The organism is Streptomyces ferrugineus (genome assembly GCF_015160855.1).
GTDB classification, from domain to species: Bacteria; Actinomycetota; Actinomycetes; order Streptomycetales; family Streptomycetaceae; genus Streptomyces; species Streptomyces ferrugineus.
On sequence record NZ_CP063373.1, the window covers coordinates 6230800 to 6248288 of the forward strand.

The 17489-nt window shown below is 72.7% G+C and carries 23 protein-coding genes; 8 read left to right on the forward strand and 15 right to left on the reverse strand.

Going from position 1 to position 17489, the window contains the following annotated elements; genetic code table 11:
- Positions 1–2: 2 nt before the first annotated feature.
- From IM697_RS28120 to IM697_RS28145, 6 genes are all read right to left on the reverse strand, one after another.
- Complete coding sequence (locus IM697_RS28120) at positions 3–695, reverse strand: response regulator (RefSeq protein ID WP_194038897.1); 693 nt, start codon at positions 693–695, stop codon at positions 3–5.
- 148 nt (positions 696–843) lie between these two features.
- Positions 844–1461 (reverse strand): DoxX family membrane protein, encoded by a 618-nt coding sequence (locus tag IM697_RS28125; RefSeq protein ID WP_194038898.1) that lies wholly within the window; start codon positions 1459–1461, stop codon positions 844–846.
- A gap of 175 nt (positions 1462–1636) precedes the next feature.
- Positions 1637–2077, reverse strand: a complete 441-nt coding sequence (locus IM697_RS28130) for a pyridoxamine 5'-phosphate oxidase family protein (RefSeq protein ID WP_194038899.1) — start codon at positions 2075–2077, stop codon at positions 1637–1639.
- Between the two features lie 148 nt (positions 2078–2225).
- A complete protein-coding gene (locus IM697_RS28135; RefSeq protein WP_194038900.1) occupies positions 2226–2918 on the reverse strand; it encodes a hypothetical protein in 693 nt (230 codons plus the stop codon).
- Between the two features lie 43 nt (positions 2919–2961).
- Positions 2962–3588, reverse strand: coding sequence for a helix-turn-helix domain-containing protein (locus IM697_RS28140; protein ID WP_265582750.1), 627 nt, complete (start codon positions 3586–3588; stop codon positions 2962–2964).
- A 231-nt stretch (positions 3589–3819) separates the two neighbouring features.
- Positions 3820–4812, reverse strand: coding sequence for an Acg family FMN-binding oxidoreductase (locus IM697_RS28145; protein WP_194038902.1), 993 nt, complete (start codon positions 4810–4812; stop codon positions 3820–3822).
- Positions 4813–5131: 319 nt separating this feature from the next.
- Here IM697_RS28145 and IM697_RS28150 point away from each other — a divergent pair, with 319 nt between their 5' ends.
- The 7 genes from IM697_RS28150 (at position 5132) to IM697_RS28180 (ending at position 8750) form a co-directional block, all read left to right on the forward strand.
- Complete coding sequence (locus IM697_RS28150; protein WP_194038903.1) at positions 5132–5701, forward strand: Rv1733c family protein; 570 nt, start codon at positions 5132–5134, stop codon at positions 5699–5701.
- Positions 5702–5861: 160 nt separating this feature from the next.
- On the forward strand, positions 5862–6527 hold the full coding sequence (locus IM697_RS28155) for a DUF4389 domain-containing protein (RefSeq protein WP_194038904.1): 666 nt from the start codon (positions 5862–5864) through the stop codon (positions 6525–6527).
- Between the two features lie 99 nt (positions 6528–6626).
- Entirely contained in the window at positions 6627–6815 is a 189-nt protein-coding gene (locus tag IM697_RS28160) for a hypothetical protein (protein WP_194038905.1), read from the forward strand.
- Between the two features lie 5 nt (positions 6816–6820).
- Positions 6821–7159 (forward strand): ArsR/SmtB family transcription factor, encoded by a 339-nt coding sequence (locus IM697_RS28165; RefSeq protein ID WP_194038906.1) that lies wholly within the window; start codon positions 6821–6823, stop codon positions 7157–7159.
- Positions 7156–7632 (forward strand): ATP-binding protein, encoded by a 477-nt coding sequence (locus IM697_RS28170; protein WP_228044200.1) that lies wholly within the window; start codon positions 7156–7158, stop codon positions 7630–7632. Before IM697_RS28165 ends, IM697_RS28170 begins: the two co-directional genes overlap by 4 nt.
- A gap of 195 nt (positions 7633–7827) precedes the next feature.
- Entirely contained in the window at positions 7828–8325 is a 498-nt protein-coding gene (locus IM697_RS28175) for a hypothetical protein (protein ID WP_194038907.1), read from the forward strand.
- Positions 8322–8750, forward strand: a complete 429-nt coding sequence (locus IM697_RS28180) for a pyridoxamine 5'-phosphate oxidase family protein (protein ID WP_194038908.1) — start codon at positions 8322–8324, stop codon at positions 8748–8750. The genes IM697_RS28175 and IM697_RS28180 overlap by 4 nt, the downstream gene beginning before the upstream one ends.
- A gap of 40 nt (positions 8751–8790) precedes the next feature.
- Here IM697_RS28180 and IM697_RS28185 read toward each other — a convergent pair whose 3' ends face one another.
- From IM697_RS28185 to ctaD, 7 genes are all read right to left on the reverse strand, one after another.
- Positions 8791–9141, reverse strand: a complete 351-nt coding sequence (locus tag IM697_RS28185; RefSeq protein ID WP_194038909.1) for a zinc ribbon domain-containing protein YjdM — start codon at positions 9139–9141, stop codon at positions 8791–8793.
- 38 nt (positions 9142–9179) lie between these two features.
- Positions 9180–9575 carry an anti-sigma factor antagonist gene (locus IM697_RS28190; RefSeq protein WP_194038910.1) on the reverse strand — a complete coding sequence of 132 codons (396 nt, stop codon included), beginning with the start codon at positions 9573–9575 and terminating at the stop codon, positions 9180–9182.
- Positions 9572–10039: an ATP-binding protein gene (locus IM697_RS28195; protein ID WP_194038911.1), complete on the reverse strand. Its 468-nt coding sequence runs from the start codon at positions 10037–10039 to the stop codon at positions 9572–9574. Before IM697_RS28195 ends, IM697_RS28190 begins: the two co-directional genes overlap by 4 nt.
- Entirely contained in the window at positions 10039–10446 is a 408-nt protein-coding gene (locus tag IM697_RS28200; RefSeq protein WP_194038912.1) for a pyridoxamine 5'-phosphate oxidase family protein, read from the reverse strand. The genes IM697_RS28195 and IM697_RS28200 overlap by 1 nt, the downstream gene beginning before the upstream one ends.
- Positions 10443–12167 carry a SulP family inorganic anion transporter gene (locus tag IM697_RS28205; RefSeq protein ID WP_194038913.1) on the reverse strand — a complete coding sequence of 575 codons (1725 nt, stop codon included), beginning with the start codon at positions 12165–12167 and terminating at the stop codon, positions 10443–10445. Before IM697_RS28205 ends, IM697_RS28200 begins: the two co-directional genes overlap by 4 nt.
- A 289-nt stretch (positions 12168–12456) precedes the next feature.
- Positions 12457–13002, reverse strand: coding sequence for a hypothetical protein (locus tag IM697_RS28210; RefSeq protein WP_194038914.1), 546 nt, complete (start codon positions 13000–13002; stop codon positions 12457–12459).
- A gap of 3 nt (positions 13003–13005) precedes the next feature.
- Entirely contained in the window at positions 13006–14709 is a 1704-nt protein-coding gene (ctaD, locus tag IM697_RS28215) for an aa3-type cytochrome oxidase subunit I (protein ID WP_194038915.1), read from the reverse strand.
- Between the two features lie 350 nt (positions 14710–15059).
- Between ctaD and IM697_RS28220 the strand changes: the two genes are divergently transcribed.
- Positions 15060–15554, forward strand: a complete 495-nt coding sequence (locus IM697_RS28220) for a pyridoxamine 5'-phosphate oxidase family protein (protein WP_194038916.1) — start codon at positions 15060–15062, stop codon at positions 15552–15554.
- Between the two features lie 189 nt (positions 15555–15743).
- On the opposite strand, the gene IM697_RS28225 is transcribed toward IM697_RS28220, so the two are convergent.
- Positions 15744–16217 (reverse strand): hemerythrin domain-containing protein, encoded by a 474-nt coding sequence (locus IM697_RS28225; RefSeq protein WP_194038917.1) that lies wholly within the window; start codon positions 16215–16217, stop codon positions 15744–15746.
- 21 nt (positions 16218–16238) lie between these two features.
- Positions 16239–17486, reverse strand: a complete 1248-nt coding sequence (locus tag IM697_RS28230; protein WP_194038918.1) for a nitrate/nitrite transporter — start codon at positions 17484–17486, stop codon at positions 16239–16241.
- Positions 17487–17489: the final 3 nt, after the last annotated feature.

Sequence of the window (17489 nt, forward strand, 5' to 3'; positions counted from 1 at the left end):
GCTCAGTGGCCGTCCTGCTTGAGCCTGTCGCGGGCCTGGGTGGCGATCACCGCGGCCTGGATGCGCCGCTCCACGCCGAGCTTGGCCAGCAGGCGGGAGATGTGGTTCTTGACCGTCTTCTCCGCCAAGAAGAGGCGCTGCCCGATCTGCCGGTTGGTCAGCCCTTCTCCGATCAGCTCCAGGATCTCCCGCTCCCGGTCGGTCAGTCCCGGCAGGGCGTCCGGCTCCTCCTCCTTCTGCTCCCCCTCGCGCAACCGGGCCATCAGCTTGGTGGTGGCGCTCGGGTCGAGCAGCGACTGGCCGCGGGCCACCGTGCGCACGGCCGCCACCAGGTCGGATCCCTGGATCTGCTTCAGCACGTATCCGGACGCCCCGGCCATGATCGAGTCCAGCAGGGCCTCCTCGTCGTCGAACGAGGTCAGCATCAGGCACGCCAGGTCGGGCAGTCGCGAGCGCAGCTCGCGGCACACGGTCACACCGTCGCCGTCCGGCAGTCGGACATCGAGCACCGCGACCTGCGGGCGCAGGGCGGGGACGCGGACGAGTGCCTGCTCGGCGGTGGCGGCCTCGCCGACCACGCTGATGTCCGGTTCGTCGTTCAGCAGGTCGTGCACCCCCCGCCGTACCACCTCGTGGTCGTCCAGCAGGAAGACCCGGATCGGGTTGCCGGGGTCGGCCTGCTCGCTGTCAGCCATCGGGATGCTCCTTGTGTCTGGTTCACGGTCCTGCGGTCTCACACCGATGCCCCGTCGTCGACGGTACCGGCTCCCTCACTGGATCCTTCTCGCCGACGGGCCGAAAGACCAGGGCCGGTCGGCCCCGAAGCGCCACGGATGCCGAAGGTCAGAGCAGCCACCGGTGACGGCTGACGAACGGCAGGCGTGCCCACGCCCTGCCGAGTCCCCAGACCGCTCCGGCTCCCACAGCCGCGAGGGCGATCAGGACGACGGCGTAGACGACGTGGTACTCGGCGAACGGGTTGGTCGACATGCTCGGCGAGCCGTCGGAGAGGTGCTTGGCCGGCGGCCACTCGGCGATCCACATCAGCGCCATCATCAACGTGCCCGCGACGGCGGCCAGCCGCAGCCCGATGCCCAGGACCAGCGCCAGGCCGATGCCGAGCAGGCCCAGCATGAACAGCCAGTCCGCCCAGCCGGCCCCGGCCCAGTCGTGGAACGTGGACTCCATCGGCCCGGCCGCGACACCGCTGAGGAAGCCCTTGGTGGGCGAGCCGCCGTCGATCCAGCCGTTGCCGGACCGGGTGGCGTAGCCGAGGCCGAAGGCCTTGTCCAGGAACGCCCACAGGAAGACGAACCCGGTCAGCAGGCGCAGGGACGCGAAGACGTACGCGCTCGTCGCGGTCGCCGTCGTCGTGGCGGCCGCCGCGGGTGCCGTGCCGGTCCCGCGCAGCGACGGGAAGCGGAACCCCGGGTGCCGGTGAGGGTGGTCGTGGACTGCCATGGTGCTCATCCCTTCCAGGCGTGCCGCTCGAGACGTCGACGACTCGCGTCGCGCCCTCAATGTCCCGCTTCGACGCCCGGGATCGGAGGGGCCGCGCGGCCCGCGGGAAGGGGCCGAACGTCCCTGTTCTCAGCCTCCGGTCAGCCGTCCCCCGTCCAGTGGGTGAGGCTCCGCCTCAGGAGGCGAGGTGCACGCCGTACATCGTGCGGCCGCCGACGAGTTCCCGTCCGGTGATCAGATCGGGTTCGACCCGCACGAACACCTCCTCGGGCGAGGGCACCCAGGAGCGGGGTCCCTCCCGGCACAGGCGCGCGTGCTCGGCCGGGTCCCGCACCACGCCGGCCCGGCCGGTGACGACCACGCTCCAGCCGGACCGCGCGGCGGCATCGAACGCGTCCGCCTCGAAGGCGACCACCGCGCCGTCGACGGCGCGGGCCAGCTCCGAGGCCGCCGACGTCCGCAGCAGGACCGCACCGCCGGGGTCCAGACAGAAGTTGACCGGCAGTACGGCGGGCAGGGCGAAGCGGGTGTAGACGATACGGCCGACAGGCGCCTTCGCCAGCATGCGCAGGCACTCCCGCCGATCGAGCTCACGGAAACCGTCGTTGGGGTACATGGCCAGTCCGTCTTTCGCCTGAAGCTGCCTTGTGGACTCCATCGTGTCGCCCGGCCGCGCCCGGCGGTGAGGGGCCGTGAGTCCCGGCCCTGACGGCGAGCGGCCCTGCGGCAGGGACGTCTGTCCCGCACCGGCACTCGGGCGGCGGCTACCGCCGACCGGCGTCCCCCTGGGCGGCGGGACGGGCCACCAGGACCAGCACGTCCTGGTGGAGTTCGTCGCGAGGGATGTCCAGGCCCGCCCACAGCGCGGCGGCGGCGAGCAGATTGAAGGGGCGGTGCGGGGCGCAGTTCACGTCGGACGCGAGGGCGGGCAGCCGCGGCAGGCGCTCGGCCAGGATCCGGGCCGCCGCCTCCGCGTCGGCCGCGTGCGGTCCGGCCTCCGTGGGCACGGGCTTTCCCGCGCCGGACACCAGGGCCTCGGTGAGGAGCAGCCGCGGGCCGTGCGCGGCCGTCCACCGGTCCGGCCGGGTGGTCGCCGCCACGCCGGGTACGGCGTCGACGACCCGGCCCAGCATCCAGGCGGCCTGTGCGACTCCGGTGGCCAGCACGCCGGCGCCGGCGCCCGCCGACCACGGGCGGTTCCCCTCGCCGGTGCGGGCCCGGCCGAGCGCCTGCCATCCGTCGGCCCGGTCGGTGACCGGAACCGGCACGGACATGGGTGCCTCCAGCACGAGTGCCGCCCGGCCGCCGGAGGTCAGGGCCGCGGCCAGCGCCCGGACCGCCGACTCGGGGTCGGTCCCCTGGCCGGTGAGCGACAGTGCCGGCGCGTCGAGTGCCGCCCAGGCGAACCGCCCGAGGGCAACCGAGCCGACGTCCACCCCGACCACCCGCGCTTCCATGGCGCCCAGTCCACCACAGCGCGGCCGGCCGGGGCACGGGATCTCACCTGTGCGCGGGCGAGCGCTCCCTGATCTCGCGGCCGGTGATCTCGACCGGGTCGACGCACACCCACATGTCGCGCCCGTCGCCCGCCCAGGGCTTGCTGTACGCCCGCTCCTCCAGCCGGCGCCTGGCTTCGGGATCCGTCACACCGCGGGCACGGCCGCGCACCAGCACGCTCCAGCCCCGGCTGAACGCCTCGTCGATGTGGTCGACTTCGAAGCCGACTCGGGTGCCGAGAACCTGTGAGGGAACGGAGCCGGGCGCGGTCCTGAAGACGATCGAGCCGTCCACGACGCTGTAGTTGACGGGGAGCACCACCGGCCCCTCGGCCCGGGTCACCGCCAGCCTGCCCACACCGTGGGTCGACAGCCGCCGCCAGCACTCCTCGACGCCGAGCTCCACGAACTCCGCGTTCCGGGCGGCCCTCCCCCGGCCGGGCGGCAGGTCGACGTCGCCGCCGGTGAGCACCGTCACGCTCGTCCGCAGGGCGCCCGCGAGTCGCACGAGGGCGCTGATGCTCGGTGCGGCGGCCGGGGACTCCTCCAGATAGCGGAGATAGCCGGGGGCCATGCCCGCCCGGACGGCCACGTCACGCCGCGTCAGGCCCAGTTCCGCCCGCCGGCGCATGAGACGGCGGCCGAGATCGGCCCGTGCGGTTTCGGGCGGCACCTTCGCGGCGCCTGCTGCCGCCTGTCCGAGCACGGTTCTCGCCTCCTCTGCATCGGGCCGCCGGAACGGCCGGGTTGCCTGCGGGATGCGATGCCAGAAAGGCCCCGCATGTCCAGTGTGTCCACTGTGATCGGTATCCGCTTGGGCCGACCGGCCCTGCTGTGCCGCGCGAGACGCCCGGCGGACCGCCTACCGGCCCGTGCCGAGCACGACTCGCTGGTCGCGGCGCGGGGTGGCGGGGCCCTCCGGGCCGTAGCCGAGGCGGATCAGCATCTGCGCGTGCCCGGTGTGGTCCGGTGCGGGGTTCAGGTCCCGGCGCAGGTCGGGCCACTCCATCGGCTGATGCAGCAGGGACGCGCGCAGGCCGTGGACCGTGGCCAGCAGCAGGACGTGCTCCAGGGCCTGGCCGGCGCGCAACCAGTCGGCGCGGCGGTCGTGTTCGGTCGTCAGCAGGGCGATGACCGGGGTGGTCTCGAAGTCCCGGGCGGGCAGCCGTTCGGAGTGCCGCTGCGCGGTGAAGTCGCGCAGCGGGATGCGTTCGCGCGCGTCCTGCGGGCCGAGCGCCGTCCGCGGGAGGCCGATGTCGGCGGGGTCGTCCGGGTCCGCGTGCACCCAGCGGCGACTCTCCGGCCCGCGGTCGGGGTCGGCCCGGTTGCGCTGCTCGGCCTCGGCGGCCACGCGGAGCAGCCGGGCCGTCTCGGCGGCCACCGGGAAGGTGAGCGAGGCGCCCTCGGTGTGGGCGGCTTCGGCGAGTTCGGCGCCCACGGGTGACGGGAGCGGACGGCCGGAGAAGGGGACGCGGCTGGTGCGCCGGCGCCGGATCACCGGGTAGAGGTCGGCGCGGTGGCCGACGGTGTGCCGGTTCAGCGGCGCCGTCGGCCGGACGGTGGCCAGCAGCCCGGGGTGGTCGGGGCTGGGCAGCAGCCGTACGACGGGTGACCGGCCGAAGTGGGCCACCGCGACCCGGAGGTTGAAGACCGAGGCACCCACTGACATGTGCAGGGCGCGGCCGACGGGATCCGCGTGGCGCAAGGTCCGCTCCGGGGCGGCGTGCACCTCGAGGGTGCCGGTGTCGGTGTCCAGCCGGTAGCGCCAGGGCTGGGTGTTGAAGATCGAGGGTGCGGCCACAGCGGCCGAGACACAGGCTTCGAGGGTCGCCGCGTCCAGGGGTGCGGTGTGCATGGAGCCCTCCTCCCGCACGGGCGTCGGACGGATTCCGGGTGCCTTCGAGAGTGGGAGGCCGTCGGTACGGGGGTCAGGGGCCGATGGTCCCTCGTCCGGGGCCGACCAGGGCACGGTGTACGACCGCTGCCGGGCCGTACGGGAGTGCGCCGGGCGGCGCGGCCCTCCGGCACGCCTCCGAATCAGGGGCGGAACGGCCCACGCGGTGCGGCGACTTGGCCCCGACCGGCCCCATTGACGCCCCCTGATCGGCCCATGCCGGGACGCGCTCGCGGCTGTCACGGTCCTGGCAGTGACAGCGACAGGGAGGTGCGGACCGATGCGTGGCGGCAGGCGTACGAAGAGGTGGCTGTGGCGGTGGCGGAGCAACCCGCTGCGGCGGCGCGACGACGTTCTCGAGGCATGGCTGGTGCTCGCCGTCTGGGCGCTCATCGCGGTGGGCGGCACGTTCGCCGGTGTCGTGACGGCCGGTGCCGCCGACGGCGTCTTCACCCAGCAGCGCGCCGAACGGACCTCCGTGCGTGCCGTGCTCCTCGCCGACACCCCGCAGGCCGCCGCCCGGGGTTACCGCGCCAAGGCGGAGGTCCGCTGGACGGCCCCCGACGGCTCGGTGCACACCGACGAGACGCTGGTGGCCTCCGGGCAGAAGGCCGGAGGGAAGATCGTGCTCTGGACGGACGAGCAGGGGGCCCTGACCCCCGCCCCACCGAGCCGGACGGAGGCGGCGGCCCAAGCGGGGCTGCTGGGCGCCGCGGCCGCCCTCGCCGCGGCCGGCGTGGCGTTCGGTGCCGGAGGCGCCGCGCGGTGGGTGCTCGATCGGCACCGTATCGGCCAGTGGGGCAGGGAGTGGGACCTGATCGGTCCCCGCTGGAGCCACAAGACGACCTGACGGCCCTAGGTCCACCGCGCGTCCCTCCCAGCCGCGCCCCGGGCCATCGGGCCTCCCGGTGGGACCCACTCGGCCCTCGCGGCTCGGCCCGGGCGGTGGACACGCTGGTCGTAGAACGGATTCAGCACGTCACTCCCTCGGGGTCAAGGAGCTGATCGCCATGACGACCCTGGCAGGATTCCCGGACCGCCCGGTCCGGGTGAACGCGGTGCTCGACGCGCCGCTGTCGCGATGGCTGTGGCTGGTGAAGTGGATCCTGGTCATCCCGCACTACGTGGTGCTGCTCTTCCTCTGGATCGGGTTCGTCGCGGTGAGCGTGGTGGCGTTCTTCGCCATCCTGTTCACCGAGCGCTACCCACGTGCCCTGTTCGACTTCAACCTGGGTGTGCTGCGCTGGAGCTGGCGGGTCGCGTACTACTCGTACGGCGCCCTGGGCACGGACCGCTACCCGCCGTTCAGCCTGCGCGAGGAACCCGACTACCCGGCACGGCTGGACATCGCCTACCCCGAGCACCTCTCCCGTGGGCTGGTGCTGGTCAAGTGGTGGCTGCTGGCGATCCCGCACTACATCGTGATCGGCTTCTTCCTCGGCGGCTACCACCTCGGCTGGTGGGACGGCGGGCTGGTCGCCGTGCTCGCGGTGATCGCCGCGGTGATCATGGCCTTCACCGAGAAGTACCCGACGAGCCTGTTCGACCTCATCCTGGGCCTGAACCGCTGGGTGCTGCGCGTCGCCGCCTACGCCGCGCTGATGACCGACAGCTACCCGCCGTTCCGGCTCGACATGGGCGGCACGGAGCCGGCCGCGCCTGCGGAGCCGCGGTGATCGCCGTCATGGTGGGACGTCCCCCTCCTCTATCATCATGAAGAGTTCTTCAATTCGATAGTTGCCGGGTCAGGCAGGTCATCGGGGAGGAGGTCCTTCGTGGGCGGGTTCGCCGAGGCCTTGAGGGAACGGGTGCGCGCGGCACGTGCCGCGCTCGCGGTCGCTGTGGAGGCCGAGGACGCCTACGAGGTGGCCGTGGCGCAGGACGAGCTGGACGACGCGGTGCGTGTGGCGTGGCGGCACGGCATCGATGTCGGCGCCGACGGAGCGGTGGCGGACGAGGGGTGATCGAGATGCCGGTTCCGCTGTACGAGGCGAAGGCGGAGTTCTTCCGCATGCTCGGGCATCCCGTGCGCATCCGGGTACTGGAGCTGCTGCAGGACGGCCCCAAGCCGGTCCGTGATCTGCTCGCGGCGATCGAGGTCGAGCCCTCCAATCTGTCGCAGCAGTTGGCGGTGCTGCGCCGCTCCGGGATCGTCACCGCCACCCGCACCGGCTCCACGGTGGTCTACGAGCTGGCGGGCGGCGATGTCGCGGAGCTGCTGGCCGCGGCCCGGCGGATCCTGTCCGTGCTGCTGGCCGGGCGCCAGGACCTGCTCGACGAGCTGCGCCGCACGCAGGCGGCGCGGTGACGGACGGCGCCCGCAGGTTCCGGATGCCGTGGCACCGCGGCCGGCCCACGGCCGGCGTCGAGCACGTCCGCCCGCATGTGCGCCGGCACATCGCCTCGGTGCGCGTGGGGCCCGACGCCGTACGCGAAGCCCGCGAGGCGGTGGCCGAGCACTTCGCCGAGGTCGGTGTCGCTCCCGGCTCCGCCTTCGCGGACGCGGTGCTGCTCGTGGTCAGCGAGCTGGTCACCAACGTGCTGCGGCACGCCGCGCACTCGCCGCTGATGGACGTGGGGCTCACGGTCTCGGCCGACCAGCTGGTCGTCAGCGTCGCGGACGCCGAGCCCCGGCTGCCCGATCTCACCCTCGAGGGCATGGGTACCGGGCTGCGGATGGTGGCCGAGCTGGCCGCCGACTACGACGGGGACGTCAGCGCCGAGCCGGCCGTCGATCACGACGGCAAGGTCGTTCTCGTCCGGTTCGAGGTCCCCGTGTGAGTGTGCGCGTCGGCGGCGCGCGGCGCGCGAACAGGCCGGATGCAGGGTCTGCAAGGGCCGACCGGCCCTATCTCCGACCCGGCAGACCCTCGCGGACCCGGACCCCGTCCGGAGACGATCAAGTGGACCCCTGGTCGTGCGTCTGCCAGTCGGTCGCCATAGCTGCTGTGAGGTGGGAAGAGAGGGAAACCAGGAGTGATCGCTGTTGTGGGGCACCCCGATCTCACCGCGCAGACGCTCGCGCTGCTGGAGGAGGAGCTGCGCTCGCGGCTGGCCGACTTCGCCCGGGCGGGCAGGGCCGGGGTGGTGCGGGCCGGGCGAGGACTTCCGGTCGCCTTCGCGCGGGCTGCCCGCAAGGCCGGGCTGGCCCTGGTCACGGTCCTGCCGTCCCACAACAGCGTGCCCGCGCAGCTCACCGAGCCCGATCGCAGGGCCGCCGGGGAGCTGTTGCTGCTGTCGGAGCAGGTGCGCCTGCTGGAGTTCGACCCGGCCGACCGCGGTGCCTGCGTGAGCGCGGACGAGGAACTGCTGCGCGCCTGCGCGCGCGTGCTGGCCGTCTGGGACGGCTCACCGTCGAACGGCCGGGACGCGACAGCCCACCTCGTGGCCTATGCCCGCAGTCACGGAGTCGCCGTCGAGGTGCTCTGGCCGCGCGGGGCCGAGCACCGGACCGCCCGCGGGGAGCCGTCATGACCGCCCGGCCCTCTCCCTCCGCCGCCGGCTCCCGCATGGTCGAACTGGACCGGGAGGAGTCGCTCGGGCTGCTGGCCGGCGTGTCCATGGGACGCGTGGGCTTCACCCATCAGGCACTGCCGGTGATCCGGCCGGTCAACCACCTCGTGAGCAACGGCGGCGACATCGTCATCCGCACCCACGCCGGAGCCGCGCTGCTGGCGTCGGCGTGGGCGTCGGAGGTGGTGGTGTACGAGGCCGACGAGATCGACGCGGCCACGCGGACCGGCTGGAGCGTGATGGTCACCGGCACCGCGAGCCGGGTGACGGAGCCCCAGGAGCTGTCCCGCTTCAACGCCGAGCTCTCGCCGTGGATCAACACGGAGATGGAGCATGTCGTACGCATCCGGGCCGAGCTGGTGACCGGCTACCGCCTGCTGCGCTGAGGCACCCGGTCGAAGGGCCGTGACCGGCGTGCGGACGCCGTCAGGCCTTCTTGACCACGCCGGACTTGAGCTGCATCGCGCCGAACCCGTCGACCTTGCAGTCGATGTCGTGCCCGTCCACGCCGTCGACGAGGCGGATGTTGCGGACCTTGGTGCCGGCCTTGATGCCGGTCGGACTGCCCTTGACCTTCAGGGTCTTGACGACCGTCACGGTGTCGCCGTCGGCGAGCACGTTGCCGACCGAGTCCCTGATCACCTTGTCCGCAGCACCGGCCGTGGATCCCTCGGACGGCGACCACTCGTGCCCGCATTCGGGGCAGACCAGCAGCGCGCCCATCTCGTAGGCGTAGGCACCGGAGCATTCGGGGCAGGGGGGAAGACTGTCGTTCATGGCACAAGTGTCTTTCAGTCGGTGAGCCGATGGGGACGTCAGGTGGGCCAGCCGTCGGTGCGCCACGCCTGCTGCCCTTCCTCGGGGTCCGAGGAGTGCCGGGCATGGGCGGAGAAGGCGGCCGTCAGGTCGCTGTGGACCGGGATCTCGGGGCAGTCGCCGTCGGGAACGAGGGAGCCGTCGGCGGGGATCGCGGCCAGCTCCAGACCGCGGCCGGCCGCGGCGAGGCGGCGGGCGGCCTCGGTGATGGCCAGCCGGCCCTCGGCCGACCAGCCGCGCAGCTCGGTCAGATCGACGATGACCGGTCCGGCGCCGCGGGCGACGACCCAGCCGATCGCTCCACTGAAGCGGCGGACCGCCTCCGGGCCGAGGTAGCCGGCGACGGAGAGGACGCCGAGATCCCGCTCGACGGTGTAGCGCCACTCGATGGTCATGATCGTGAACTTCCTTGCGTGTGCCGCTCTTCGGGTTCCGTCAGAGGGAGGGTGATCCAGATGCTCTTGCCCTTGCCGTCGGCGTCCGCACGGACGACCGCGGTGCCGCCGAGGCCGAGGACCAGCTCCATGACGGTGGCCAGGCCACCCGCCCCGACGCCGGTGACCGCGCCGTACAGCAGGGGCCGATGGGGATGGCGGTCGTGGACGGCGAGGGCCAGGCAGTCGGCACCGGCCGCGTAGATCACGGTGAGCTGAGGGGAGAGCGCGGCCGCGTGGCGGACGCTGTTGGTGACCAGCTCGCTCAGGATCAGCAGGGCGGGGCCGACGGTGGGGTGGCCCAGGCCGATCCCCCACTCCACCAGTGCCCGTTCGGCGGTCTCGCGGGCGAGGCGGACGGCGGACGGCTCGCTGGGGAGGGTGAGCACGTGCCGGTGGGGCAGGGCTTCGAGCCGCGTCGGCATCACACCTCCGCGCGGGCGAGGCGGAAGCCGGCGACCGACTTGGGCGCCAGGCGCAGCAGGGTGTCGTGCGGTCCGTGGCTCCAGCCGGTGAGGGTGCGCCGATAGTGGGCGGCCTCGTCGGGGTCGGTGATCACCTCGGCGGGGCCGGAGACGGTGAGCGTCCAGCCGGTGCCGGCGACGGCGCGGATCTCGTCCACGTGGTAGGTCGCCGTCGCGGGCACCGCCGCGGCCGGGGCCGGTGTGCGCACGACCAGACGGCCGTACTCCCACACATGACGGGCGGGCCGCACCGCGGTCAGGTCCCGCTGCACGTACACCAGTCGCCCCAGGCTGCTGCCCTCCAGCAGCCACAGGGCCTCCGCTCCGGAGACCTCGACCATGCGGGAAGTGGCGGGGGGATTGCTCATCGAAGGCCTTCCTCGCTGGACGTTCGGGGCTGCTGGGCGGGCACGGCGGTCAGGACGCCGGAGGTCTCCAAGTGGGCGCGGGCGGCCCGGATCGCCTCGGGTGTGGTGGCGTACTCCCCGCCCTCCCGGCCCAGCAGGTCCAGCGCGCCGACGGAGTCGAGGACCTGACGCTGGCCGGCGCGTATCCCGGACGCCAGGACGAGGATGCCGCGCCGCCGCAGCTTCTGGACGGCGTCCTTCAGGACCAGGGCGCCGGTGGCGTCCATCGTCGACACCCGCGACATGCGCAGGATGACGACCCGTACGTCGGCGACCTCGGTCAGCTCCAGCAGGAACCGGTGCGCGGCGGCGAAGAACAGCGGCCCGTCGATGCGGTACGCGACGATGTGCTCGGCGAGCAGCGTGTGCTCCTCGACGCTGTGGTCGCCCCGGTCGAGCGGCACCTGGTCGAAGCGGGCCTGCTTGGCCACGGCGCGCAGGGCGAGGGCGCCCGCGACGACCAGGCCGATGATCACCGCGTAGACCAGGTCCAGGGCGAGGGTGGCCACGGCGGTCAGCACGAGGATCAGCGCATCTGAACGGGTGGCCCTGGCCATCGCCCTGAGTGAGCCGACCTCGACCATGCGGACCGCGGTGGCCAGCAGCACGCCGGCGAGAGCGGCCAGCGGGATCCTGGAGACGAGCGGTGCCGCCGCGAAGACGATCACGGCGAGGATCGCGGCGTGGGTGAGGGCGGCGAGGCGGGAGTTCGCGCCGGTGCGGACGTTGACGGCGGTGCGCGCGATGGCGCCGGTCGCCGGCACTCCGCCGAACAGGGGCGCGGCGACGTTGGCCAGTCCCTGCCCGAACAGCTCCCGGTCCGGGTCGTGCTTCTGGCCGACCGTCATGCCGTCGGCGACGGACGCCGACAGCAGGGACTCCAGCGCGGCCAGGGCGGCGACCGCGACGGCGGGGGCGAGCAGGGTGCCCAGCGAGCCGAGGTCGAGGAAGGCGAGTGAGGGTGCGGGCAGACCGGCGGGGAGGTCACCGATCGGCGGCGCCGCGTCCAGCCCGGCCACCTGCGTGACGACGGTCGCCGCGATCACGGCGACGATGGAGAACGGGACGGTGGGGCGCCAGCGGGCACCGACCAGCATCACCACGGCCACCGCGACGGCGAGGCCGACGGCCGTCCAGTTCGGGGACTTCGCGAACTCCTCGATCGCCCGCCAGGTGACGACGAGCACCCGGTCGCCCTCCGGCTTGGGCACGCCGAGGGCGTTCGGGATCTGCTGGAGACCGATCACGCAGGCGATGCCGAGCGTGAAGCCCTCGACGACCGGGGCGGGCACGTACCGCATGTACTTCCCGGCCCGCAGCGCGGCGAGGACGACGAGCATCACGCCGGCCATCAGACCGACCGTGAGGACGCCGCCCGGCCCGTACTGTCCGACGATCGGGACGAGCACCACGGTCATCGCCCCGGTCGGCCCCGACACCTGCAGGTTCGAGCCGCCGAACACCGCCGCGAGCGCACCCGCGACGACGGCGGTCGCCAGGCCCGCCTCCGCCCCCAGCCCGGAGGACACGCCGAAGCCGAGGGCGAGCGGCAGGGCCACGATGGCCACGGTCAGTCCGGCCAGCAGATCCCGGCGCGGGCCGCGGCCCATCTCGGCCACGTCGGTACGGGAGGGGAGCAGCGAGGCGATGCGGGACCAGGCGCTTCGGAGGAGGGTGCTCATCGCGCGATGACCTCGGCATCCCGCAGTTCGGCCGGCGCGTAGACGACCGCCTGGCCCTCTCGTGCGGAGCGGACGAGGTCCCGTACCACGGCCTGGTACAGCGGAACGGACACGACGCCTCGGCTTCCTTCAACGCCCCGCGGGGGCACACGCAAGGCTGTGCCCGCGGCTACCTGCAGGCACAGCCATCACAGCATCTAACCAATTGCAAAATTTCGCAATTCCGATATTCGTTATGTGGCGATCTGCACATCGGTCGGTTCGAGCCCCCGGTCTGCCCGGGAGCGGCTCAGCGGCCAGCGTGGCTCCGCCCGCGCGCATGCGTTGCCGCCACAGCCAGGAACACTCCGACGACCGCGGCGGGAGCGGTGACGGCCAGCAGCCAGTCCCCGCCGTCCTCGGGCCCGGCGGCCAGCAGGACGGCCGCGACGACCAGGGCGGCGAGCAGCCCGGAGCCGACGAGGGCGACGAAGGTGTAGCGCGTGGGGCCGTCGCCGCGGTGGTCCGGGGGCGCGGTGTGGCGCAGGGCCGCCCAGTGGCGGGCGATCTCCCGGGCCTCGTAGCGGCGCCGGACGGCCGCGCGGATCCGCAGTCCGGCCGTGGCCGCGGCACCCACGGCGGCCGTGCCCACGGGCGCCCACCAGGCGTCGGCCACGAGGAGGAGAACGGCGACGGCCGCCGTCGTGGACCAGCCGGTCAGGCAGGCGGCCGCCGCGGTCCGGCGGAAGTCCGGGCGGTCGGCGCCGGCGCGCAGTTCGGCGAGGGCGGGGACGTACCAGACACAGCCGGAGGCGGTCACCAGTGCGGCGCCCAGCGCCAGGACGGCATGGGCCATGGCTCACCGCACCGCCTCTGCCTCGGCGATCTCGGGGTGGTGCAGGTCGAGCGCCGGGGATTCGGAGCGGATCCGGGGCAGCAGGACGAAGTTGTGCCGCGGGGGCGGGCAGGAGGTGGCCCACTCCAGCGAGCGGCCGTAGCCCCAGGGGTCGTCGACCTGGACCCGCTTGCCGTACTTGGCCGTCTTCCAGACGTTGTAGAAGAACGGCAGGAGCGACAGGCCCAGCACGAACGAGCCGATCGAGGACAGGGTGTTGAGGGCGGTGAAGCCGTCGGCGGCGAGGTAGTCGGCGTATCGGCGCGGCATGCCCTCGGCGCCCAGCCAGTGCTGGACCAGGAAGGTGAGGTGGAAGCCCGCCGTGAGCGTCCAGAAGGTGATCTTGCCGAGGCGCTCGTCGAGCAGCTTGCCGGTGAACTTCGGCCACCAGAAGTGGAATCCGGCGAACATCGCGTACACGACCGTGCCGAAGAGCGTGTAGTGGAAGTGCGCCACGACGAAATAGGTGTCGGACACGTGGAAGTCCATCGGCGGCGAGGCGAGGATCACGCCCGTCAGACCGCCGAAGGTGAAGGTGACCAGAAAGCCGGTGGCCCACAGCATCGGCGTCTCGAAGCTCAGCGAGCCCTTCCACATCGTGCCGATCCAGTTGAAGAACTTCACGCCGGTCGGCACCGCGATCAGGAAGGTCATGAAGGAGAAGAACGGCAGCAGCACACCACCGGTGACGTACATGTGGTGCGCCCACACCGTCACCGAGAGACCGGCGATCGCGATCGTCGCGCCTATCAGACCCATGTAGCCGAACATCGGCTTGCGGGAGAACACCGGGATCACCTCGGAGACGATCCCGAAGAACGGCAGTGCCAGGATGTACACCTCGGGATGGCCGAAGAACCAGAACAGGTGCTGCCACAGCAGCGCACCGCCGTTGGCCGCGTCGAAGACATGGCTGCCGAACTTGCGGTCGCACTCCAGCGCGAACAGCGCGGCGGCCAGCACCGGGAACACGATCAGGATCAGTACGCCGGTCAGCAGCACGTTCCAGGTGAAGATCGGCATGCGGAACATGGTCATGCCGGGCGCGCGCATGCAGATGATCGTGGTGATGAAGTTGACCGCGCCGGCGATCGAGCCGAACCCGGAGAGCGCCACGCCCATGATCCACAGGTCGGCGCCGAGGCCCGGCGAGTAGACGGAGTTGGACAGCGGGGCGTACAGGAACCAGCCGAAGTCGGCGGCTCCGCCCGGGGTGAGGAAGCCGGCGGCCGCGATCGTCGAGCCGAACAGGAACAGCCAGAAGGCGAGCATGTTCAGCCGGGGGAAGGCCACGTCCGGGGCGCCGATCTGCAGCGGCATGATCCAGTTGGCGAAGCCCGTGAACAGCGGCATCGCGAACAGCAGCAGCATGATCGAGCCGTGCATGGTGAACGCCTGGTTGAACTGCTCGTTCGACATGATCTGCATGCCGGGGCGGGCGAGTTCGGCGCGCATCATCAGCGCCATCGCGCCGCCGACGATGAAGAAGGCGAACGCGCTGACCAGGTACATCGTCCCGATCTTCTTGTGGTCGGTGGTGGTCAGCCACTCCACCCACGAAGGACGGCTCGCCGTCCGTACGGCCACCGGCCCGGCCTGCGCGCGGACCGCTGGGCGGGTCCGTGCCTCCTTCACGTGCCGTGCCTGCTCTGTCTGTGCCTCGTCCACCGGACGGTGTCCTCCCCATCGGTTCATGTCGCATGACGAACCGGGAAGTGCCGTACGTGCGGGGGTCGGTACGGCGCTTCCCGGCCGCCGCCACATGATCGCCACAGGGGTACGGGGGCCGGGTAGGGCCGAACAGCCCCCGCCCGGGATCACGGACAGGGACCAACGGCCCCTCCTGTCGTGGAGCGGCCCACTGGAGGCTTGGCCGAGTGAAGTCGGCGCGCCCGACGGGCAACAAGGGCCGAACGGCCCTGGCAAGGAGCCTTCGACGCGCTTTCCATGGAGGCCATCAGACCTGCCGGCAGCCCCCGTGCGGCGGGCAGGTACCGCGTGCGAGAAGGACACCATCGATGGCGCACCAGCCACGCCGCCCCACCGCGAGCCGGTCCGACAACCCATGGCCGGTCTCGACTGCGCCCGCGCCACGTCGCACCATCGAGCTGGCCCCGGACGAGGCGCTGCGGCTGCTCGGCAGCATCCCCATCGGGCGGATCATCTTCACCCGGCACGCGCTGCCCACCGCCCGCCCGGTCAACCACGTCCTCGACGCCGGGGACATCATCATCCGCACCCACGAGGGCGCCGCGCTGGTCTCGTCCGCCCAGCAGGGCGGTCCGCAGGGGATCGTCGTCGCCTACGAGGCCGACGACATCGACATCGAATCCCGCCTCGGCTGGAGCGTCGTCGCCACCGGCTACTGCCGGCTGGTCACCGACCCGGCACAGGTGGCCCGTTACCAGACGATGCTCCACACCTGGTCGGACCAGCACATGGACCAGGTCGTACGGATCCACCCCGATCTGGTCACCGGCATCAGACTCGTCGCGGCGGACGGCGCGACCTGAGGAACACGGCGAGGACGCGGCCCTCGTGGCGCGAGGCCCCCGATGGCCTGCATCAGGGGCCGGGTGTCCTTTTCGCACCGGCTACCGCCGAGTGGTCATTGAGTCAGGCGCGCCCGCCGGCCAGGACACGCCGACCGCGAACGCGGTGCCCCCGGTGCCGCAGGCCCGCCCTCCGCCCGGGACGCCAGGTCACGGCGAGGGCTGCGGCAGCCGGTTGCCGGCGCGGGCGCGGACCGCCTCGACGGCCTCCCACTGTTCGGGGTCCAGCAGGGCCAGTGCGGCGGGGAAGACGCCGTCCTGCTCCTTGAGGATGTGCTCGCGCAGCAGGCCGAGCGTCTCGATCAGCCGGCCGGGCCAGGTGGGATCGGCCAGGAACGGTCCGTCGGCCTCGGCCAGCACGGCCTCGATCCTGCGGTGCTCGGCCTCCAGTGCGGCGATCTTCTCGGGGAACTCGGCGGCCATCACCGGGAACAGGCCCTGCTCCTCGACCTGGGTGTGCGGGCCGAGGACGGCGGCGATCTCCCGGGCCAGCTGCGCCATGCGTGTGACCTCGCCGTCGCGGTGGGCGTCGCGGACGTGGCTGATGAGGTGGACGACCCTCTCGTGCTCCATGGTCAGCTCGTCGATCGTTTCCAGCGCCTGGCAGCCGCAGTACTCGCACATCGCGGGACTCTCCTTGCCTGGTCAGTGCGGTTGGGTGGCGAGGACGCGGCGGGTGCGGGTGACCGCGTGGCGTACGCCGGTGCCGGTGAAGGCCAGGGCCGCGGCCGCGACGACGGCCAGCAGGGCCAGGCCGATCGCGTAGCTGCCGTACGCGCCGTACAGCGAGCCCATCACCAGCGGCGGGACGAACCCGCCCAGTCCGCCGGCGGCGCCGACGACGCCGGTGACGGAGCCGACCTTGTCGGCCGGGGCCAGCAGGGCCACCAGGGCGAACACGGCTCCGCTGCCCGCGCCGAGCGCGCCGGCCATGGCGAGGCAGGCGATGGTGCCGACCGGTGCCAGGGACGGGGTGAAGGACTGCGCGAACGCCCCCGCGAGCACCACGCCCAGCGATCCGGTGAGCACCCGGACCGGCCCGATGCGGTCCGACAGCCAGCCGCCGACCGGCCGCATGGCCACCGCGAGCAGCACGAAGCCGGCCATGCGGTTGGCCGCGTCGGCCTGGGTGAGGCCGTAGCCGGTCTTGAGGTAGGTGGGCAGGTAGACCGAGAAGGCGACGTAGCCGCCGAAGGCCACCGCGTAGAGCGCGGACGCCTGCCAGGTGACGCCGAGGCGCAGGGTGGCGGTCAGCCGGTGGGCCAGCGGCTCGGTGGGCACCTGGCGGCCGGGCGCGTCACGCAGGACGAGCGCGGCCACGACCGCGTACGCGGCCAGGACGGCGGCGGTGATCAGGAACGGGTTGGCCATGCCATGGGCGTCGACCAGCTTGACCGTGGTCAGGGCGCTGATCGCAGTGCCGCCCATGCCGGCGCCGAAGATCCCGATCGCCAGACCTCGCCGCTCGGGCGGGAACCAGGCGCTGACGAAGGGCACGCCGACCGCGAACGCGGTGCCCCCGATGCCGAGGAAGAAGCCGCCGGCCAGCAGCGCCGCCAGCGAGGAGTGACCGGCCAGGCCGAGGTAGAGGACGGGCACGATGGTGGCGGCCGAGACGAGCGGGAACATCACCCGGCCGCCGAACCGGTCGGTCAGCGCCCCGACCGGGATCCGGCCCAGCGAGCCGACGACCACCGGCACCGCCACCAGCAGGGACTGCTGGAACGAGCTCAGGTCCAGGCTGTCCTTGAACCTGGGGCCGAGGGGGCTGAGCAGCGCCCAGGCCCAGAAGTTGAGGGCGAAGCCGACCGTGGCCAGCGTCAACATCAGCCAGGCCCGCCCGGACACGGACGCCACCGGTGCGCCGCTGTGGTTTCTCGACGGCTGAAGCATGCC

Excerpts from the sequence above, each read along its gene's own strand:
- IM697_RS28145 (WP_194038902.1), bottom strand. The coding sequence starts at position 4,812 with ATGCACACCGCACCCCTGGACGCGGCGACCCTCGAAGCCTGTGTCTCG.
- IM697_RS28195 (WP_194038911.1), bottom strand. The coding sequence starts at position 10,039 with ATGCCGACGCGGCTCGAAGCCCTGCCCCACCGGCACGTGCTCACCCTC.
- IM697_RS28180 (WP_194038908.1), top strand. The coding sequence starts at position 8,322 with ATGACCGCCCGGCCCTCTCCCTCCGCCGCCGGCTCCCGCATGGTCGAA.
- IM697_RS28130 (WP_194038899.1), bottom strand. The coding sequence starts at position 2,077 with ATGTACCCCAACGACGGTTTCCGTGAGCTCGATCGGCGGGAGTGCCTG.
- IM697_RS28185 (WP_194038909.1), bottom strand. The coding sequence starts at position 9,141 with ATGAACGACAGTCTTCCCCCCTGCCCCGAATGCTCCGGTGCCTACGCC.
- IM697_RS28225 (WP_194038917.1), bottom strand. The coding sequence starts at position 16,217 with ATGTGCGAGTACTGCGGCTGCCAGGCGCTGGAAACGATCGACGAGCTG.
- IM697_RS28165 (WP_194038906.1), top strand. The coding sequence starts at position 6,821 with ATGCCGGTTCCGCTGTACGAGGCGAAGGCGGAGTTCTTCCGCATGCTC.
- IM697_RS28125 (WP_194038898.1), bottom strand. The coding sequence starts at position 1,461 with ATGGCAGTCCACGACCACCCTCACCGGCACCCGGGGTTCCGCTTCCCG.
- IM697_RS28220 (WP_194038916.1), top strand. The coding sequence starts at position 15,060 with ATGGCGCACCAGCCACGCCGCCCCACCGCGAGCCGGTCCGACAACCCA.
- IM697_RS28140 (WP_265582750.1), bottom strand. The coding sequence starts at position 3,588 with ATGCGCCGGCGGGCGGAACTGGGCCTGACGCGGCGTGACGTGGCCGTC.
- IM697_RS28120 (WP_194038897.1), bottom strand. The coding sequence starts at position 695 with ATGGCTGACAGCGAGCAGGCCGACCCCGGCAACCCGATCCGGGTCTTC.
- IM697_RS28210 (WP_194038914.1), bottom strand. The coding sequence starts at position 13,002 with ATGGCCCATGCCGTCCTGGCGCTGGGCGCCGCACTGGTGACCGCCTCC.
- IM697_RS28150 (WP_194038903.1), top strand. The coding sequence starts at position 5,132 with ATGCGTGGCGGCAGGCGTACGAAGAGGTGGCTGTGGCGGTGGCGGAGC.
- IM697_RS28230 (WP_194038918.1), bottom strand. The coding sequence starts at position 17,486 with ATGCTTCAGCCGTCGAGAAACCACAGCGGCGCACCGGTGGCGTCCGTG.
- IM697_RS28135 (WP_194038900.1), bottom strand. The coding sequence starts at position 2,918 with ATGGAAGCGCGGGTGGTCGGGGTGGACGTCGGCTCGGTTGCCCTCGGG.
- IM697_RS28190 (WP_194038910.1), bottom strand. The coding sequence starts at position 9,575 with ATGACCATCGAGTGGCGCTACACCGTCGAGCGGGATCTCGGCGTCCTC.
- IM697_RS28205 (WP_194038913.1), bottom strand. The coding sequence starts at position 12,167 with ATGAGCACCCTCCTCCGAAGCGCCTGGTCCCGCATCGCCTCGCTGCTC.
- IM697_RS28155 (WP_194038904.1), top strand. The coding sequence starts at position 5,862 with ATGACGACCCTGGCAGGATTCCCGGACCGCCCGGTCCGGGTGAACGCG.
- IM697_RS28200 (WP_194038912.1), bottom strand. The coding sequence starts at position 10,446 with ATGAGCAATCCCCCCGCCACTTCCCGCATGGTCGAGGTCTCCGGAGCG.